General features: G+C 69.4%; 16 protein-coding genes. 7 read left to right on the forward strand and 9 right to left on the reverse strand.

Annotated features, from left to right (window positions below; all coding sequences use genetic code 11):
• Positions 1–62: 62 nt before the first annotated feature.
• Positions 63–1,424, reverse strand: coding sequence for a hypothetical protein (locus tag ACIGA3_RS14415; RefSeq protein WP_399714607.1), 1,362 nt, complete (start codon positions 1,422–1,424; stop codon positions 63–65).
• Between the two features lie 696 nt (positions 1,425–2,120).
• Here ACIGA3_RS14415 and ACIGA3_RS14420 point away from each other — a divergent pair.
• The 3 genes from ACIGA3_RS14420 (at position 2,121) to ACIGA3_RS14430 (ending at position 3,696) form a co-directional block, all read left to right on the forward strand.
• A complete protein-coding gene (locus ACIGA3_RS14420) occupies positions 2,121–2,318 on the forward strand; it encodes an AlpA family transcriptional regulator (protein WP_283855584.1) in 198 nt (65 codons plus the stop codon).
• Positions 2,309–2,647 (forward strand): hypothetical protein, encoded by a 339-nt coding sequence (locus ACIGA3_RS14425; protein ID WP_399714610.1) that lies wholly within the window; start codon positions 2,309–2,311, stop codon positions 2,645–2,647. Before ACIGA3_RS14420 ends, ACIGA3_RS14425 begins: the two co-directional genes overlap by 10 nt.
• Positions 2,648–2,766: 119 nt before the next feature.
• Entirely contained in the window at positions 2,767–3,696 is a 930-nt protein-coding gene (locus ACIGA3_RS14430; RefSeq protein WP_399714613.1) for a tyrosine-type recombinase/integrase, read from the forward strand.
• A 171-nt stretch (positions 3,697–3,867) separates the two neighbouring features.
• Here ACIGA3_RS14430 and adh read toward each other — a convergent pair whose 3' ends face one another.
• The 5 genes from adh to xylB all read right to left on the reverse strand — a co-directional run bounded on the left by adh (position 3,868) and on the right by xylB (position 10,736).
• Entirely contained in the window at positions 3,868–5,391 is a 1,524-nt protein-coding gene (gene adh / locus ACIGA3_RS14435) for an aldehyde dehydrogenase (protein WP_399714616.1), read from the reverse strand.
• Between the two features lie 56 nt (positions 5,392–5,447).
• Positions 5,448–6,782: a GAF domain-containing protein gene (locus tag ACIGA3_RS14440; RefSeq protein WP_399714620.1), complete on the reverse strand. Its 1,335-nt coding sequence runs from the start codon at positions 6,780–6,782 to the stop codon at positions 5,448–5,450.
• Between the two features lie 75 nt (positions 6,783–6,857).
• A complete protein-coding gene (locus ACIGA3_RS14445; protein WP_399715397.1) occupies positions 6,858–7,454 on the reverse strand; it encodes an N-acetylmuramoyl-L-alanine amidase in 597 nt (198 codons plus the stop codon).
• Positions 7,455–7,944: 490 nt separating this feature from the next.
• Positions 7,945–9,153, reverse strand: coding sequence for an ROK family protein (locus tag ACIGA3_RS14450; protein WP_399714622.1), 1,209 nt, complete (start codon positions 9,151–9,153; stop codon positions 7,945–7,947).
• A 137-nt stretch (positions 9,154–9,290) separates the two neighbouring features.
• Positions 9,291–10,736: a xylulokinase gene (gene xylB, locus ACIGA3_RS14455; RefSeq protein WP_399714624.1), complete on the reverse strand. Its 1,446-nt coding sequence runs from the start codon at positions 10,734–10,736 to the stop codon at positions 9,291–9,293.
• A gap of 160 nt (positions 10,737–10,896) precedes the next feature.
• Here xylB and xylA point away from each other — a divergent pair, with 160 nt between their 5' ends.
• A complete protein-coding gene (gene xylA / locus ACIGA3_RS14460; protein ID WP_399714627.1) occupies positions 10,897–12,063 on the forward strand; it encodes a xylose isomerase in 1,167 nt (388 codons plus the stop codon).
• 279 nt (positions 12,064–12,342) lie between these two features.
• Positions 12,343–12,525 (forward strand): hypothetical protein, encoded by a 183-nt coding sequence (locus ACIGA3_RS14465; RefSeq protein ID WP_399714630.1) that lies wholly within the window; start codon positions 12,343–12,345, stop codon positions 12,523–12,525.
• Between the two features lie 11 nt (positions 12,526–12,536).
• Here ACIGA3_RS14465 and ACIGA3_RS14470 read toward each other — a convergent pair whose 3' ends face one another.
• A complete protein-coding gene (locus tag ACIGA3_RS14470) occupies positions 12,537–13,400 on the reverse strand; it encodes a hypothetical protein (RefSeq protein WP_399714632.1) in 864 nt (287 codons plus the stop codon).
• Between the two features lie 140 nt (positions 13,401–13,540).
• Positions 13,541–13,837, reverse strand: coding sequence for a hypothetical protein (locus ACIGA3_RS14475; RefSeq protein ID WP_399714635.1), 297 nt, complete (start codon positions 13,835–13,837; stop codon positions 13,541–13,543).
• A gap of 96 nt (positions 13,838–13,933) precedes the next feature.
• Between ACIGA3_RS14475 and ACIGA3_RS14480 the strand changes: the two genes are divergently transcribed.
• Positions 13,934–14,833, forward strand: coding sequence for an oxygenase MpaB family protein (locus ACIGA3_RS14480; RefSeq protein ID WP_399714638.1), 900 nt, complete (start codon positions 13,934–13,936; stop codon positions 14,831–14,833).
• Between the two features lie 29 nt (positions 14,834–14,862).
• Here ACIGA3_RS14480 and ACIGA3_RS14485 read toward each other — a convergent pair whose 3' ends face one another.
• A complete protein-coding gene (locus ACIGA3_RS14485; protein ID WP_399714639.1) occupies positions 14,863–15,462 on the reverse strand; it encodes a class I SAM-dependent methyltransferase in 600 nt (199 codons plus the stop codon).
• 173 nt (positions 15,463–15,635) lie between these two features.
• Between ACIGA3_RS14485 and ACIGA3_RS14490 the strand changes: the two genes are divergently transcribed.
• Entirely contained in the window at positions 15,636–16,409 is a 774-nt protein-coding gene (locus ACIGA3_RS14490; RefSeq protein WP_399714642.1) for an MHYT domain-containing protein, read from the forward strand.
• Positions 16,410–16,441: the final 32 nt, after the last annotated feature.

The raw sequence follows: 16,441 nt of genomic DNA on the forward strand, positions 1-16,441 counted from the left end.
GCACCGCTGGTCCGACGCTGCGTGAATCTGGGGACCACGTTTGGGACCCCAGCATGTCGTCTTCACGCCGTCTTACCGCCTCGGTCCGCTCGCGGCGTCCACAGCGCGGAATCCCGGCGCGGTGTCGACGAGTCGGTCAGCAGCGATGCCACGCCTTGAGGAACACCAAGCTTCCCCAGGGCCCAGTCGAGCGCATCGGCTTCGGCATCGCACATTCTGGCTATCAGGCTGGTTTGTTCAGGTAGGAGGATTCGCCGGGGGATCACGATCGTCTCCCGGACCCGGTCGAGGGGCAGCCCCCGCCGGAAGCCCTGCGCGGCGGGGCGGAGGGCGTCCTCGTCCGGAGGGAGCGGCAAGCGCCGCCGGGCCGCGTTCGAGACGACGATCCCGGCAACGTGGACGTACTCCGTCAGCAGAGGCCCCAACAGGTCTGCGAGCGCATCGGTCTTGGCGGCGAGCGGCATCCCCGCGAAGGGCGTTGGGAAGTGGAAGAGGCCGCTGTGGTCCTCCACCCAGATCCACGCGGTGCCCGCCCCCGCCGTCTTGGCGCACTTGGCACGCACCTTGCCCAGGAGCCGCCTGCCCTGGTCGCTCTCCACCGTGTCACCGGTCAGAGTGGTGCCCTGGGGCGCCGTGCCAGGGTGGACGGTCAGCCGCCTGCCGGCGTTGCTGAGGACATCGACCGCGGCCCCCGAGGCAGCGCACTGTTGGGCGGCCTCCTCGGTCCGCTTTTTCCATACCTCGAAGGCGTCGCTGTTGAGGAGTTCGGGGAGGTCGCCTTCCCAGTAGATGTCACGGTCCCTGTCCAGAGTGAAGAGGTGAGCCTGGAGGTTCTGGCGGAACCTCTCGTAGTCCTGGCTTTTCTGGTCCTCGGCGAGGGTGACGACCTCGATGAAGACGGGGCCGACACGGACGTCGCCGGGACCACCGCTGGCTTTCGCCGGCTCCAGCTCGACCGGGAGTCCGCGGGCCGCCCCCATGAGCGCGAGCCGGGCCTGTGTCTGGGAGTGCAGGAACCGGGACAGGGTGACGTCGCAGCGTGCATCCCGCTTGACCGAGGCAATGCCGGGTACCCCGGCTTTTTCCAAATAGGCGTACGCGGCCCACCACCGCACCGCCTCCACCCATGCTCCCGGCGCGGCTCCGTTCATGAACTGGAGCACCGGGGCGTGTCGGCCCAGACCGACGAAGGTGTCGCTGGCCTGACCCCGGGCGGGGGAGGGGACCACGGCCTTGGGCAGCCAGCGGCTGTTGAAGAACGCGGTGAGGCCAGCCACGGCGCGTGCGGTCACCTCGTGACCTGCGGGGGAGAGATAGTCGGCGCCCTCCGGACAACCGAACCACGCCTCCCAGTCGATCGCCCTGAGACCCTGATCGATCGCCCGCCATATCTCTTTGTCACGAGGGTGCATGCCCGTGATCATGACGCATCCGCAGACGAGGATGCGGGGGTTTCCCGAACGTCCGGCGCTTCCTCCCAGCCCGCCCTGGACGAGCCCCCCGTCCGGTCCACACCACAGCAATAGCGGACAGCCACCGCGGATCGCACGACGGTGCCCTCGCGTGCCTATTTGCAGGGCAGTTCTTATCGCGCCTAAAGTTGTCGACTTCCCGGCGGATTGATAGTGGGCATTCGCTCACGGCAGACGAGAGTTGGCGGCAAAAGACTGGAACCTCGGCTGGGACCATGCCAATGTACAACGTCTCGAAAATGCAAGGTTGGACGAGGAGCGGCTCGACGGGCAGGAACGGAGAGACGATAATCCCAGCCTTGTGAGATTGGCGGTCTGGAGCAGTTCCTGTTTAGGAGGTTCGTGTGTCTGATCCCGCCATTCGAAAATGTCTGGTGGCTAAGAATCGTTCACTGTCGACTGTGCGTCTGCGCCTGCGTGGCTGGCCTATTTGGTGATCCAAGGTGTTGCGATCTCATCGGCGCGGGGCGCGCAACATAGCCCATGATCGCCGGTTGGCCAAACCGGCGATCCTCGCGACCATTGATGTTCGTCCGCATCGGCCGTGCTTTGTAGTGGAGCCGGCGGACGCACTGTCCCGGGACTATGCGGCGCTTCCTTGTGATTTGCACCTGCGTAGCCTTTCCTGTTCCCGACTGAAAGGAAAAAATGGCTCGTCCCCCTGCGCTCAAACTCGCTGAGGTCCTGGCGGAGATCCGCATGAGTCCCTCGGCGTTCTACCGTCTGCGTGCCCGCAACCAGGCTCCTCGAATGATCAAGCTCCCGAACGGCGAACTTCGCTGCCGTCGTGCAGACCTTGACGCCTGGTGGCGGGCGTGCGAAAGGGATACGCCTGAATGGCGATGAGTTACAAGGTCCGCTTCTGGGACATCCGGGAGCGGCCGAAGCGTCGCAAGCCGTTCGAGGTCCGATGGACGGTCAACGGCCGCGAGCAGTCGGAGTCCTTCATCACCAAGGGACTGGCCGAGAGTCGACGAGCGAAGCTCATGACGGCCGCGCGTGACGGTGAGGCGTTCGACGAGCAGACTGGTCTGCCGGCCTCCGAGATCCGTGCCATTCGGCAGCGGACCACCTGGTACGACCTGGCTCATGCCTACATCGATGGGACCGAACGCCTGGCAACACCCGTCGTACCCTCGCTGATGCACTCGCCACCATCACGCCCGCGCTGGTGAGGCGCGAAGCACGCTACTCGGAGCCGAGGGTCCTGCGGTGCGCGCTATATTCATGGGCGTTAAACAAGCGAGCCTGGGAGAGTGAGCCGGCCGCCGAATGGCAGCATGCCCTCGACTGGATGAAGCGGCACTCCCTGCCCGTCAGTGAGCTGATGGAACCAGACGTCGTACGCAGAGCGTTGGACGCCCTCGGCCGGAAGATCGACGGAGAGTCCGCCGCGGCGAAGACCGCCCTGCGGAAGCGATCGGCCTTCAGCGAGGTCCTCGGAACTGCCGTCGACAAGGGATACTTCGCGGAGAATCCGCTCGCAAGGGTCAAGTGGCAGGCTCCTGGAGTGAGCGAGGAAGTGGACCCTGCCTGCGTGCCGAACCCGACCCAGGTTGCTCGCCTGCTGACCGCTGTCGGCGAACAACGGGGACGCGGCCCGCACCTTGAGGCGTTCTTCGGCTGCATGTACCACGCGGCCATGCGTCCGGCAGAGGTCATCCACCTGCAGATCTCACAGTGCCACCTGCCGAAGAGCGGCTGGGGCATGCTCAACCTGAGCGGAGGTGTCGTCACGGCCGGCAAGGAGTGGACGGACGATGGCTCGGTCCACGAAGTGCACTCCTTGAAGCGGCGAGCCGTCAAGGCCACACGTCCCGTGCCGATACCGCCGCCGTTCGTGCACACACTGCGAAAACACGTCGATCGCTTCGGCGTTGCGCCCGATGGCCGAGTGTTTCGCAATGCAGCCGGCGGCTACGTTGATGCGGCGGCCTACGGCAAGACGTGGGAGCGGGCCCGTAAGAAGGTCCTGGCTCCCAATGAGCAGCCGACGCTCCTCGCCAAGAGGCCCTATGACCTCCGGCACGCCGGGATCTCGTTCTGGCTGCACTCCGGCGTGGATCCTGCCGAATGCGCGCGCCGGGCCGGCCAGAGCATCCAAGTGCTCTTCCAGTACTACGCCAAGTTCCTGGACGGTCTTCAGGAGCATTCCAACCGGCTCATCGAGGAGTCGATGCAGGAGTGGAGCCGGCGCAGCGAGGACAACAGCGCCAAGGGCTGAGCCGCAATCTGGCCCGTGTATGGCCCGGAACTGCTGGTCAGGACTGGGATACCGGTGGGATGAACTGGAAGAAGGGGGTATTTCGATTCCTCCCCCATGGGAGGGACCGTGCGCTCCAAGAAGGCGCCTGATCCGGGGAAAACCCCAGGTCAGGCGCCTTCTTTCGTGTCGCTAGAAGAAGCCGAGCTTCTTCGGCGAGTAGCTCACCAGCAGATTCTTCGTCTGCTGGTAGTGCTCCAGCATCATCTTGTGGGTCTCGCGGCCGATTCCGGACTGCTTGTAGCCGCCGAAGGCCGCGTGGGCCGGGTAGGCGTGGTAGCAGTTGGTCCAGACGCGGCCCGCCTGGATCGTGCGGCCGGCTCGGTAGGCGGTGTTGATGTCGCGGGTCCAGACGCCCGCGCCGAGGCCGTACAGCGTGTCGTTGGCCATTTTCATCGCATCGTCGAAGTCGTCGAAGGACGTCACCGAGACGACCGGGCCGAAGATCTCCTCCTGGAAGATCCGCATACGGTTGTCGCCCTCGAAGATGGTCGGCTGGACGTAGTACCCGCCCTTCAGCTCGCCGTCGTACTCGACGCGTTCGCCACCGGTGAGCACCTTGGCGCCCTCCTGACGGCCGATGTCCAGGTAGGAGAGGATCTTCTCCAGCTGGTCGTTGGACGCCTGGGCACCGATCATCGTGTCGGTGTCGAGCGGGTGCCCCGGCTTGATCTGCCGGGTACGGGCCACGGCCGCCTCCAGGAAGTCGGCGTAGTGGCCGCGCTGGACGAGCGCTCGGGAGGGACAGGTGCACACCTCGCCCTGGTTGAGCGCGAACATGGTGAAGCCCTCGAGGGCCTTGTCCCGGAAGTCGTCGTCGTGCGCCCACACGTCGTCGAAGAAGATGTTGGGCGACTTGCCGCCCAGCTCCAGAGTGACCGGCTTGATGTTCTCGGAGGCGTACTGCATGATCAGCCGCCCGGTCGTGGTCTCCCCGGTGAACGCCACCTTCGCCACCCGGGCGCTGGAGGCCAGCGGCTTGCCCGCCTCCACGCCGAAACCGTTGACGATGTTGAGCACGCCCGGCGGCAGCAGGTCGGCGATCAGGCTCATCCAGTAGTGGATGGACGCCGGGGTCTGCTCGGCGGGCTTGAGGATGACCGCGTTGCCCGCGGCGAGCGCGGGCGCCAGCTTCCAGGTCGCCATCAGGATCGGGAAGTTCCACGGGATGATCTGCGCGACGACCCCGAGCGGCTCGTGGAAATGATAGGCCACGGTGTCGTCGTCGATCTCGCCCAGCGACCCCTCCTGCGCGCGGATCGCCCCCGCGAAGTAGCGGAAGTGGTCGATGGCCAGCGGGATGTCCGCGGCCAGCGTCTCGCGGACCGGCTTGCCGTTCTCCCAGCTCTCGGCCACCGCCAGGGCCTCGAGGTTGGCCTCCATACGGTCGGCGATCTTCAGCAGGATGTCCGAACGCACCGTCACCGACGTACGGCCCCAGCCGGGCGCGGCCGCGTGCGCCGCGTCGAGCGCCCGCTCGACGTCCTCCGCGGTACCGCGCGCGATCTCGGTGAACGGCTGCCCGTTGACCGGCGACGGGTTCTCGAAGTACTGCCCGCGCGCCGGCGGCACGTACTCCCCGCCGATGAAGTGGTCGTACCGCGGCTGGTAGGAGACGATCGAGCCTTCGGAGCCGGGCGTCGCGTAACGGGTCATGCTGGTCTGCCTCCCGGTGCAGCGCTGCCCGCCGTTGGGCAGCTCCCGTCGTGAGGCTAGACAGGCGGACGTTGCGAATATGTTGCACCGCTGGTCACCCAGGGTGTCTGGCGGAGGTGAGGGCGACGGCTCGGTACCCCGGGTGCGGCCAGTTCGGCTTCCAGCGCCGCGATCCGTGCCCGCACCGGAGCGCTCGGTCGCACTGCCGCCAGGGCCCGCCAGACCAGTAGGTCGTGCTCACCCCAAGGTGCGTGAGCCCAGTCCGCCAGCAGATCCGGGTCGCCGCGGGTGATCAGCGCCGTCCGGAGGGCCGCGGCGAGCCGGCGCCGCAGCCGTACGACAGCGGGGGCCTGGGAGCCCGGCAGCAGCGGGCCGCGATACGCCCGTATAGCGGTCGTGAGCGCACCCGTCTCCAGCTGCCGCTCCACCAGCGCCGCGTCGCACTCGACCGGCAGGGACAGCCGGTACGGCCGGGATGCCAGCAGTCCAGGCGGCAGCAGCGGGCGCAGCCTGGCCAGCTCGGCGCGCAAGGTCACCGGCGTCACCGATTCGTTCGCGTACAGCGCGCACAGCAGCTCGTCGCCGGTCATGCCCTCGGGATGGCGGGCCAGGAGCACGAGAATCTCACTGTGCCGACGGCTCAGCCTGACCCGGCGGCCGTCACCTGGACGGAGTTCCGCCTCGTCCCGGCCAAGCGCGCTCAGCGTGACGGTGTCTTCCGTCCGCCTCGGCGGGGTGAGGAGGCTGAGCTGTGACTCGGCCGCGCGGGCCACCGCCTGCACGAAGCCCAGGCTGTGCGGATGCGCCAGCCCGTCCCCTCCGGTGATGTCGACGGCTCCGAGGACCCGGCCGGTGTGCGGATCGTGGATCGGCGCGGCCGCACAGGTCCACGGCTGCACCCGCCTTATGAAGTGCTCCGCCGCGAAGACCTGCACCGGACGGTCCACGGCCACCGCGGTGCCCGGCGCGTTGGTACCGACAGCCGCCTCCGACCACCGCGCCCCCGGCACGAAGTTCATCCGGTCCGCCCGCCGCAGTGTCGTCGGATGTCCCTCGACCCACATCAGCCTGCCGTGCGCGTCGCACACCGCGAGCAGATGCGAACCATCGGCGGCGAACGTGCCCACCAGCTCCCGGACCAGCGGCATGACCTGGGACAGGGGATGCTCGGCGCGGTACGCGCCGAGGTCGTCGTCGGTCAGTTCCACGCTCGCCGTGCCGTCCGGCCCCACGCCGGCCCGCGCGCTGCGCCGCCATGACTCGGCCACCACCGGCCGGACGGGGCGCGGAACCGTGCCGACGGTCGTGAAGGTCTCATGTGCTCGGCGCAGTGCCCGAACTCTTTCGCCTGGGTCGGCTCCCGGCTCCAGAGCCACCCACTGATCGGTCAACTCGTCCTCCCTGTGGGAATCAACTGGGCCATCGTCACGCGCGACTCCTCGGCGGACAACCGGGTCGACGTGAGGTCAGGAGAAATTGACAAGCCTGATGTACCGGACCCAGTCCCAGTTCACCCCTGGGTCGGTGTGATCGGTGCCGGGAACCTGGAAGTGGCCGATGATGTGCTCCCTGTCCTTCGGGATGCCGTACTTGTCGCACACCGCGGCCGTCAGTCTCGCGGACTGCTCGTAGAGAGCGTTCGTGAAGTAGGCGGGCTGGTCCACCCAGCCCTCGTGCTCGATGCCGATACTGCGGGTGTTGAAATCCCAGTTGCCCGCGTGCCAGGCGACATCTGCTTCCCGGACGCACTGGGCGACATGACCGTCCGCCGAGCGCACGAGATAGTGCGCGGACACCTTCTTCTCGGGGTTCCGGAAAATGGCCAGTGTGCTGGTGTAGGTCTCCTGGGTGACATGGATGATCACCCGGTCGATCTCGTAGGCCGCGGGGCGGCTGGACGCCGTGTAGTTGCCGCTGCTCGCCGGCTGCCACTCGCCGGGCGGGTAGTCGACCGCCGTCTGAGCAGCCGCCTGTGGGCCGGGGAGGAGCGCGTAGGGGACGGCGGCGAGTGCCGCGCCCTTCAGAATGCCGCGTCGGGTGAGGTGGGTACGGGGCTGGTTCATCTCCATCGTCGGCTGCCCTTCAGCAGTGTGAGCGTCACCTGCCGTGGGTGAGGCGGCAGTTGAGTGCGTGGATGTGCGCGGGCCCGTGAAGGCCGTCGCTCGAGGAATGCGCGGGGACGTCGGGGTGGTGCACGCACAGCTCAGTGGAGTCCTGCGCGTATGACCGACACAGTGTCAGCTCGCGTCAGCGGGAACCGGGAATGGTCGTGGTGGTGTCGGCTCTGGCGTCGTGTGCCGGTCGATTCCGTGTACATGTCTCCCCCGATACCTGTGTCAGCTGTTGCTCGGCACGTGTGCGGCCTGCGCTTCCGCCACTCGAGGCAGCGACTGCGGCTCGCGTGAATCACGGTACGGCGCGGGGGAGTTGGGCAGAAGGGCGAGCGCCAGGTCCGTGGACAACTCGCGGATTGTGGATAAGTCGGTCACCCGTTCGAGGGCTTCGGGCGCCAGCGAGCGTGGCGGGCGCTCGCCACGGGCATCCAACGAAATGTCAGCGCCGTTCTGCCACCATCGCCGGATCGTCGAGCACGGCCCGCACCACCGAATGCGCGGCACCGAGCAGCGGCCCCTGCGGACCCAGCTCGGACACTGCCACAGGACATGCCGGACCGGCTGTGCGGCTGCGCAGCTCGAGTTGCAGAGAGGGGAGAAGCCATGGTGAGAGGACCGCCAGCGCACCACCCAGGACGACCGTGTCGGGGTCCAGGAGATTGACCGCCCCGGTCAGGGCGATGCCGAGCGCTGTGCCGGCCTCGCCGAGCGCCGCGCGCACATCTTCGTCGCCCGCCTCGGCGCGCTCCGCCAGTACCCCCATCACGTCCTCGCAGGGTTCGATCCCTGCCACCCGCAGCACGGCCTCCTCTCCGGCGTACTGCTCCAGGCAGCCGCGTCCGCCGCACGGACAGGGAGTACCGTCCGGCCGGACCGGTACATGGCCCAGCTCGCCGGCGAACCCGCGGGTGCCGCGCAGCAGCTGCCCGTTCACGACGATCGCCGCGCCGATGCCGATCTCCGCCGACACGTGCAGGAAGTCGCCGGGGGAGCCGACACCGAGCCACAGCTCCGCCAGGGCGCCGAAGTTGGCCTCGTTGTCCACGGTCAGCGGAACCCCGTCGGGCAGCACGCTACCGAGGTCGGTGTCATGCCAGCCGAGATTGGGGGCGCGCACGACGGTACGGCCGTCGCGGGCGACCAGACCGGGTACGGCGACCGCGAGCCCGGCGACCCACAGGCCGTCCTTCTCCGCCTCGGCCGTGACCTGCTGGATCAGCCGGGTCAGCTCCCGGGCCACGGACTTCGGAGACCGCCCCCGGTTCGCGCCGCGCCGCTCGGCTCGCGCGCGAACCGCGCCGCGAAGGTCGACAGCGCACACCGCGAGGTGGTCCACGCCGATCTCCGCGCCGATCCCCGCGGGACCGCGGCCGCTCACCGCGAGCGCGGAGCCGGGCCGTCCCACCCGGCTCGGTCGTTCGGGCCCCAGCTCCTCCAGGAGATCCCAGCGGATCAGCTCGTCCACGAGGGACGACACGGCCGCCCGCGTGAGACCGATGCGTGAGGCGACCGTGGCGCGCGACAGCGGGCCGTCCGCGCTGACGGTGTGCATGACCCGAGCCAGGTTGCGGCGACGCATGCCCTGCTGAGTGTCCGGCAGGGTGCGTCCGCTCCCCGTCGGTCGCGTGTCGTGCGGTGGTGCGGTCATGCCTCCGTCGATCCTCGGTGTCCGTCGCCGGGTGCGCGGCTCGCGGTCCAGTCGGTCGCCCGCTGCTGGGCTTTGCGTGTGGTCCTCCACGGCAGTCCGGCCGTACCCGGCACGCGCCTGGTCGGGGCCGGTCGGGCTCAGGGGGAGTCCGACCCCCGCTCCAGCAGCGGGGACGCGTCGGAGAGTACCCCGGCGATCCGGGCCAGGGCTTCCTCGTCCCGTTCCACGGCGTCCAGGACCCGTCCCTCCGTCGTGTTCCAGCGGCGAGCGACGGCCGCCGGGTCCTCGCCGGTCAGCAGACCCGCCGCCTGCGCGGCCGCACCGAGCGCGACCAGTTCCTTCGCTTCGGGGATCTGCACCGGCCGCCCGGACAGCCGTCGTACCGTCTGCTGCCAGGCCGTGCCACGGGCGCCGCCGCCGATCAGCAGCAGGGGAGCGGTGCGGTCGGCGTCCTGGTCGAGGACCAGGTCCAGTGCGCCGAGCAGCGAGTGCACCGCGCCGTCGTAGGCGGCCTGGAGTACCTGACCGGCGGTCGTGTCATGGCGCAGGCCGTGCAACAGCCCGGAGGCATGGGGCAGATTCGGGGTGCGCTCACCATCCAGATAGGGCAGCAGGGTGACCGAGGTGCCGGGCTCCACGGCCTCGCGGTCCAGCCCGAGCAGGGCCGCGACCCGGTCCACGGCGAGGGTGCAGTTCAACGTGCAGGCCAGCGGCAGCCAGTCGCCGTGCGCGTCGGCGAAACCCGCCACCGTGCCGGTCGGATCGGTGGGGCGGCGCTCGGAGACCGCGTACACCGTGCCCGACGTGCCGAGGCTGAGCACCGGGGTGCCCGGGCGCAGGCCCAGACCGAGCGCGGCGGCCGCGTTGTCCCCGGTTCCCGGCGCCACCAGAGTGCCCTTGGAGAACGGCAGGTCGTGGCCGTCGCGCACGGTGCCGGCCACCTCGCCGGGCCGTACCACCCGGGGCAGCAGTGCCGGGTCGAGCCCCACATGCGCGAGGGTCTCCTCGTCGTACGACTCCGTCGCCGACGCCCACCAGCCGGTGCCGGAGACATCGCCGCGGTCGGTCGTGCCCAGGCCGGTCAGGCGTTCGGTGAGGTAGTCGTGGGGGAGACGCACGGCCCTGGTGGCGCGGACCGCGTCCGGCTCGTGCTCCGCGAGCCACGCCCACTTCGACACCGTGAACGACGCGCCGGGCACGCTGCCCGTGCGCTCCGCCCAGGCATCCGGGCCGCCCAGTTCCTCCACCAGACGCCGGGCCTGCGGTGCCGAGCGGACGTCGTTCCACAGCAGCGCGGGGCGTACCGGCTCGCCGTGCGCGTCCAGCGTGACCAGGCCGTGCTGCTGGCCGCCGATCGACACCGCCGCCGCCTCGTGCGCCGCCTCGCCGCACTGGCGCAGCGCCTCGCACAGCGCGTCCCACCACTGACGCGGATCGCTCTCCCGCCCCGCGCCCGAGGTCACCGTGTGCGCGGCCTGGCCGCTCGCCACCACCTGTCCGGTGGACGCGTCGACGACCAGTGCCTTCGTGGACTGGGTGGACGTGTCCACACCGACGACGAGCGGACCCTCGGCTGCTGACATTCGGGCTCTCCCTCTTCCGCGGCGTCATCGACCGGCAGCGACACCGTTCATCGATGGCGCCCCGGCGTCGAAGACATCCGGTCTCTTCCCAGAGGCGCCTCCGCATACTAATTTGTAAACGGCCATGACGAAATAGTCGTACGCACCGAGGAGCCGCGGCATGAGCTACCAGCCCACCCCCGAGGACAAGTTCACCTTCGGCCTGTGGACCGTCGGCTGGCAGGGGAGGGACCCGTTCGGCGACGCCACCCGCCGCGCCCTCGACCCGGTCGAGTCGGTGCAGCGGCTGGCCGAGCTAGGCGCGCACGGGGTGACCTTCCACGACGACGACCTGATCCCCTTCGGCGCTTCCGAAACCGAGCGCGAGTCGCACATCAAGCGCTTCCGCCAGGCCCTGGACGCGACCGGCATGGCCGTGCCGATGGCGACCACCAACCTCTTCACCCACCCCGTCTTCAAGGACGGCGCGTTCACCGCCAACGACCGCGACGTGCGCCGCTACGCGCTCCGCAAGACGATCCGCAACATCGACCTCGCCGTCGAACTGGGCGCGGAGACCTATGTCGCCTGGGGCGGCCGCGAGGGCGCCGAGTCAGGTGGCGCGAAGGACGTCCGGGCGGCCCTGGACCGCATGAAGGAGGCGTTCGACCTCCTCGGCGAGTACGTCACCGCCCAGGGTTACGACATCCGGTTCGCCATCGAGCCCAAGCCGAACGAGCCGCGCGGCGACATCCTGCTCCCCACCGTCGGACACGCCCTCGCCTTCATCGAGCGCCTGGAGCGCCCCGAGCTGTACGGCGTCAACCCCGAGGTCGGGCACGAGCAGATGGCCGGGCTCAACTTCCCCCACGGCATCGCCCAGGCGCTGTGGGCGGGCAAGCTCTTCCACATCGACCTCAACGGCCAGTCCGGCATCAAGTACGACCAGGACCTGCGCTTCGGTGCCGGTGACCTGCGGTCCGCCTTCTGGCTCGTCGACCTTCTGGAGAGCGCAGGGTACGAGGGGCCCCGGCACTTCGACTTCAAGCCGCCGCGGACCGAGGACCTCGACGGGGTCTGGGCTTCGGCCGCCGGATGCATGCGCAACTACCTCATCCTGAAGGACCGCGCGGCCGCCTTCCGCGCCGACCCGGAGGTGCAGGAGGCGCTGCGTGCCTCGCGGCTGGACGAGCTGGCGCAGCCCACGGCCGCGGACGGCCTTGAGGACCTGCTCGCCGACCGTTCGGCCTTCGAGGGCTTCGACGTCGACTCCGCCGCCGCGCGTGGCATGGCCTTCGAGCAGCTCGACCAGCTCGCGATGGATCACCTGCTCGGCGTACGCGGCTGACAGGGCGCGCGCGTGGTCGGTCCGCTGTGGCTGGTCACGCGCGCCCTGCGTTCTCCCGCCGGGAGCGGTGAGCGCTGGAAGGGCTGCGTCGCTCGTGGCGGGAGCGGGTACTCACCCTCAGGGGCACTGAGATCGTTTTCAGTCTCCGAACGGCGTCTCAGGGTTCCTCAGGGTCGGGCTTCAGGGATGTCTCAGGGGCGGCGGCCGGAACCGTGGGGCGCCCGGGACCGTTTTCCATGCAGAGAGCGGCAGTGGGTCGTGACGAAGGAGGCGGAGCGCATGTCGAGAAACGCGAAGATCGCCGTAGGTGGCGTGGCGGTCGGGCTGATCTTGTTGATATGGCTGCCCTGGTGGGTGGCGTTCCTGATCGTGGTGGGGGTTCCCGCCGCCGCGTATCTGGCGCTGGACCCCTCGCAGCGGCGCAGGCTGCGCCGGGTCACGCGCAAGGAGATCGGCCGCTGAGCCGAGTGGGGTCAGATCGGACGTACGGCGATCTTGTCCAGCCCTTCCAGCAGGCCGGGGAGTTCCCGGCCCCGTCCCACGGGGATGACCTCGCCGGGCTCCGCGTCCAGCAGGACGAACGCGATGTCGTCGGTGCGGGCCACGATCGACCAGCCGGGACCGTCGGCACGCAGCGTCCGCGCGTCTCCAGGGGCGAAGGACGAGCGGACACGTCCAAGGGGCGGCGGCGCGTCGATGTAGGCACGCGCCTCCGCCAGCACCTGTCGCACGCCCGGATGGCCGGGCTTGGCCGCGCCTTCGGGCTCGGCCTTGGCGTCGGCTCCGGTCTCCGGTGCGGGTGCTTCGGTACCGGAAGGACGCATGTTCGGCAGGACGTCGGCGTCATCGAGCCGACCGCGCCACTCCGCCCACTGGAGGGCTATCTCGTCTGCACCGAGACGCCGCTGGGCCGACCCCCAGGTGCTGGTGTCCGGCGGGGTGAGGGGAGGTTGGTCCGCGGCATCGGTGACCGGGTCGTGCGGGGCGGGTACATCGGGTGCGGCGACGGCCAGTGCCAGAGGCCAGCCGGGGAGGGCCGCCACGAGCGTGCGCTCATCGGGTGACAGTTCGTACTCCATGCCGCAGTCCCACGAGGCGATCGCCACCGCCACCAGGGAAACGTCGTCGATGACGGCCGTCCACCGGGCTCCGTCACCGTCCTGCCCGAGAACCAGCCCGTACCCCTCGTCGAGCGGTGTGAGACCCAGTGCCGCGCAGGCCGTGGGGTAGTCGTCACCCAGCACGCTCGGGAACTGCGCCGGCGTCAGCAGCACTGCCGTCAACACGTACAGCGCTTCGTCCGCGGCAGCCTCGGGTGCATCGTCCGACCCGGCCATCTCAGCCTCCCCAGTGGTTCGTCCGTCGGCGCGCACCCTAGTGCGCGGGGGAGAGGCTTGTCACGACTCCGCGCACCGGGGGGAGCTGCGGTTTTCCTGCCGGACAGGGGCGAAACACCCCTGTCCGGCAGGAGCTTTTGTCAGTCCGCCGGCAGGCCCAGCAAGTCGCGGGCCACCGCCCTCGGGGTCATGGAACGCTCGTGGGCAAGGGTGACGACGGCTCGGCTCGCCAGTTCGCCGACGCCGAAGGAGAGCGCCTCCGGTGACACCCACGACGACGCCTCGTCCACTCCGTCCTGGTCGTCCTGCGCACGGGCCGCCACATAGGCCGCCGCGGCCTCGAAGAGATTGTGCCCGCGCCTTTTCCGCTCGGCGACGGCTTCCCCACGCGGGGAAGTACCCAGCCTGGCGGCGTACTTGCGCAGCATGTCGAACACGCGAACCACCTTCCCCCGGTCGGGGTCTCGCTCCTCGCACATGTCTCGTTGCTCAAAGTAGAGTTGAAATTTCTGCGGCATAAGGGGGACCTCACGGTGAAACGCTTCGAGCGGCTCGACCGGATCCGGCGGCTTGACCCGGTCGCCGACGCCGCGGAGATCTACCGCCTCAGCGCCGCGTTCGAATTCCCCTGGGACTACACACGGGCGCTGGAACTGGCCCTGTACCGCACCTACGCCGTCCCCGGCATCGGCCGGCTGCTCGCCGAGACGGCGGAGCTGACCGAGCGCTCGCAGCGGCGGTACGACGACACCGCCCTGCTGCTCGACACCGTCATGGAACACGGCTTCGCCTCCCACGAGGGCCGTACCGCGATCCGGCGCATCAACCAGATGCACCGCAGCTACGACATCAGCGACGACGACATGCGTTACGTGCTGTCGACCTTCGTCGTGATGCCCAGACGCTGGATCGACACCTACGCCTGGCGGCGTCTGTCCCGGCACGAGATCGTCGCCACCACGGAGTACTACCGCACCCTCGGGCGGCACATGGGCATCCCCGACATCCCCGAGACGTTCGAGGAATTCGAGGCTCTCCTCGACTCGTACGAGAAGGAGCACTTCGCCTGGGACGAACAAGCCAGGCAGGTGTCCGACGCGACGCTCGACCTCATGGCGTCCTGGTATCCGCGGCCGCTCGCACCGCTGTTGCGTTCGGTGACGCTCGCCCTGCTCGACGAGCCGTTGCTACGCGCCTTCCGTTACGAAGCACCGAGCGCGACCGTCACCTCGCTGGCGCGTCGCGCCGTACGGACACGCGGGCGGCTGGTCAGGCTGCTGCCTCCGCGCCGAGCGCCCCATTTCGCGCGGCAGAACTGGGAGATCAAGAGCTACCCGAACGGCTACCGCCCCACTGACTTGGGCACGCGCCCCGTGCCGGGTATGGGCGGCTGCCCGGTGAGGCAGGCGAAATCGACCGACGCTGTGGAGTGAGAAGAGGGCCCAGAGTCCGGAAGCCGGTCTCAGGACCCGCGGACCGCAAGCGCGAGGAAATAGTCAGGCTCGTCGACGTACGACGTCATGCGCCAACCGGAACACGCCAGGAGGGGGCCGAGGTTGGCCTTGGCCCGCAGGTCGCCGGGCGTGAGCTGCCTGCCCTGGCGAGCGGCGAGGGCAGCCCGGCCGATGGGGTGGAACAAGGCGAGCGTGCCACCGGGCCGCACCACGCGGGCCAGTTCGCGCAGGTTCTCGCTCGGCTCAGGGAGGTGCGCGATCAGCCCCGCCGCGAAGACGGCGTCCAGGGACTCCGACCGCAGGGGCAGCGTGGTGACATCCGCGAGCAGCAGAGCACCCTCCTGGCCCCGCCCGGCCCGAGCGGCGGCCTCAAGCATGGCCAGGGTGAGATCCGCCCCGATCACTGTCCCGGACGACCCCACAGCGGCGCGCAGCGACGGGAGCGCGCGGCCCGTGCCGCACCCCGCGTCGAGCACCCGGCCGCCCGCGCGCAGCCCCATGTCGGACACCGCCGCCGCATAGGCGGGGCCGTCGTCGGGGAACTTGCTGTCCCAGTCGGCCGCCCGCGCGGTGAAGAACTCCTGGACGTGTGTGTGGTCGTCACTCATACTCCGATGATCTCTCACCACCACCGCTGACGCCGCACGCGCATGGATCGAGCGCGATGCGATCTTTTCACCACAACTCCACGTCATGTTCGGACACCCTCCGTGTCATGTTGTGCCAGCTTTCGAAACGCGCCCCCTCTGTACGCCCCTGCCCCGGCTAGCGTCCGGAGGCCATGGGACACCTTGACCACGCGGCCTTCGGATGGCTGACCCCGGCGCTCTCGTATGCGATGGCCTGCATCGGCGCCGCACTCGGCCTGCGCTGCACAGTGCGCGCGCTGGCCACGACCGGCCGGGCACGGCGCAACTGGCTGATCACGGCCGCTTCAGCAATCGGGACCGGCATCTGGACCATGCACTTCGTGGCCATGCTCGGCTTCCGCGTCAGCGGCACCGACATCCGCTACGACGTGCCGCTGACGATCCTGAGCCTCGTCGTCGCCATGGTCGTCGTGTGCGCGGGCGTCTTCGCCGTCGGTTACAGCAAGGACCGTAATCGCGCCCTGCTGATCGGCGGCCTCACCACCGGCCTCGGCGTCGCCAGCATGCACTACCTGGGCATGGCCGCGGTCCGGCTGCACGGGAACGTGACCTACGATCCCGTCCTCGTCGGACTGTCGGTCGTGATCGCGGTGGTCGCCGCCACGGCCGCACTGTGGGCGGGCCTCAACATCAAGTCCCCGCTCGCGGTCACTCTCGCCTCCCTCGTCATGGGGGCGGCCGTCAGCAGCATGCACTACAGCGGCATGTTCGCGGTGAGCGTCCATGTCAGTCCCTCGGGCGCGACCCTGCCGGGAGTCACGGCCATGCAGTTCATCTTCCCGCTCGCCGTGGGCCTCGGCTCCTACCTCTTCATCACCTCGGCCTTCGTCGCCCTCTCGCCCACGGCGGACGAGCGCCAGGCGTCCGCCACGGCCCAACAGCCCGTCGAGGGCGCCGCCCGCTAGCGGAAGCCCGGCCCCCCAGAGCCCTGACCCAC

Source organism: Streptomyces sp. NPDC085596 (genome assembly GCF_044541565.1).
GTDB lineage: Bacteria > Actinomycetota > Actinomycetes > Streptomycetales > Streptomycetaceae > Streptomyces.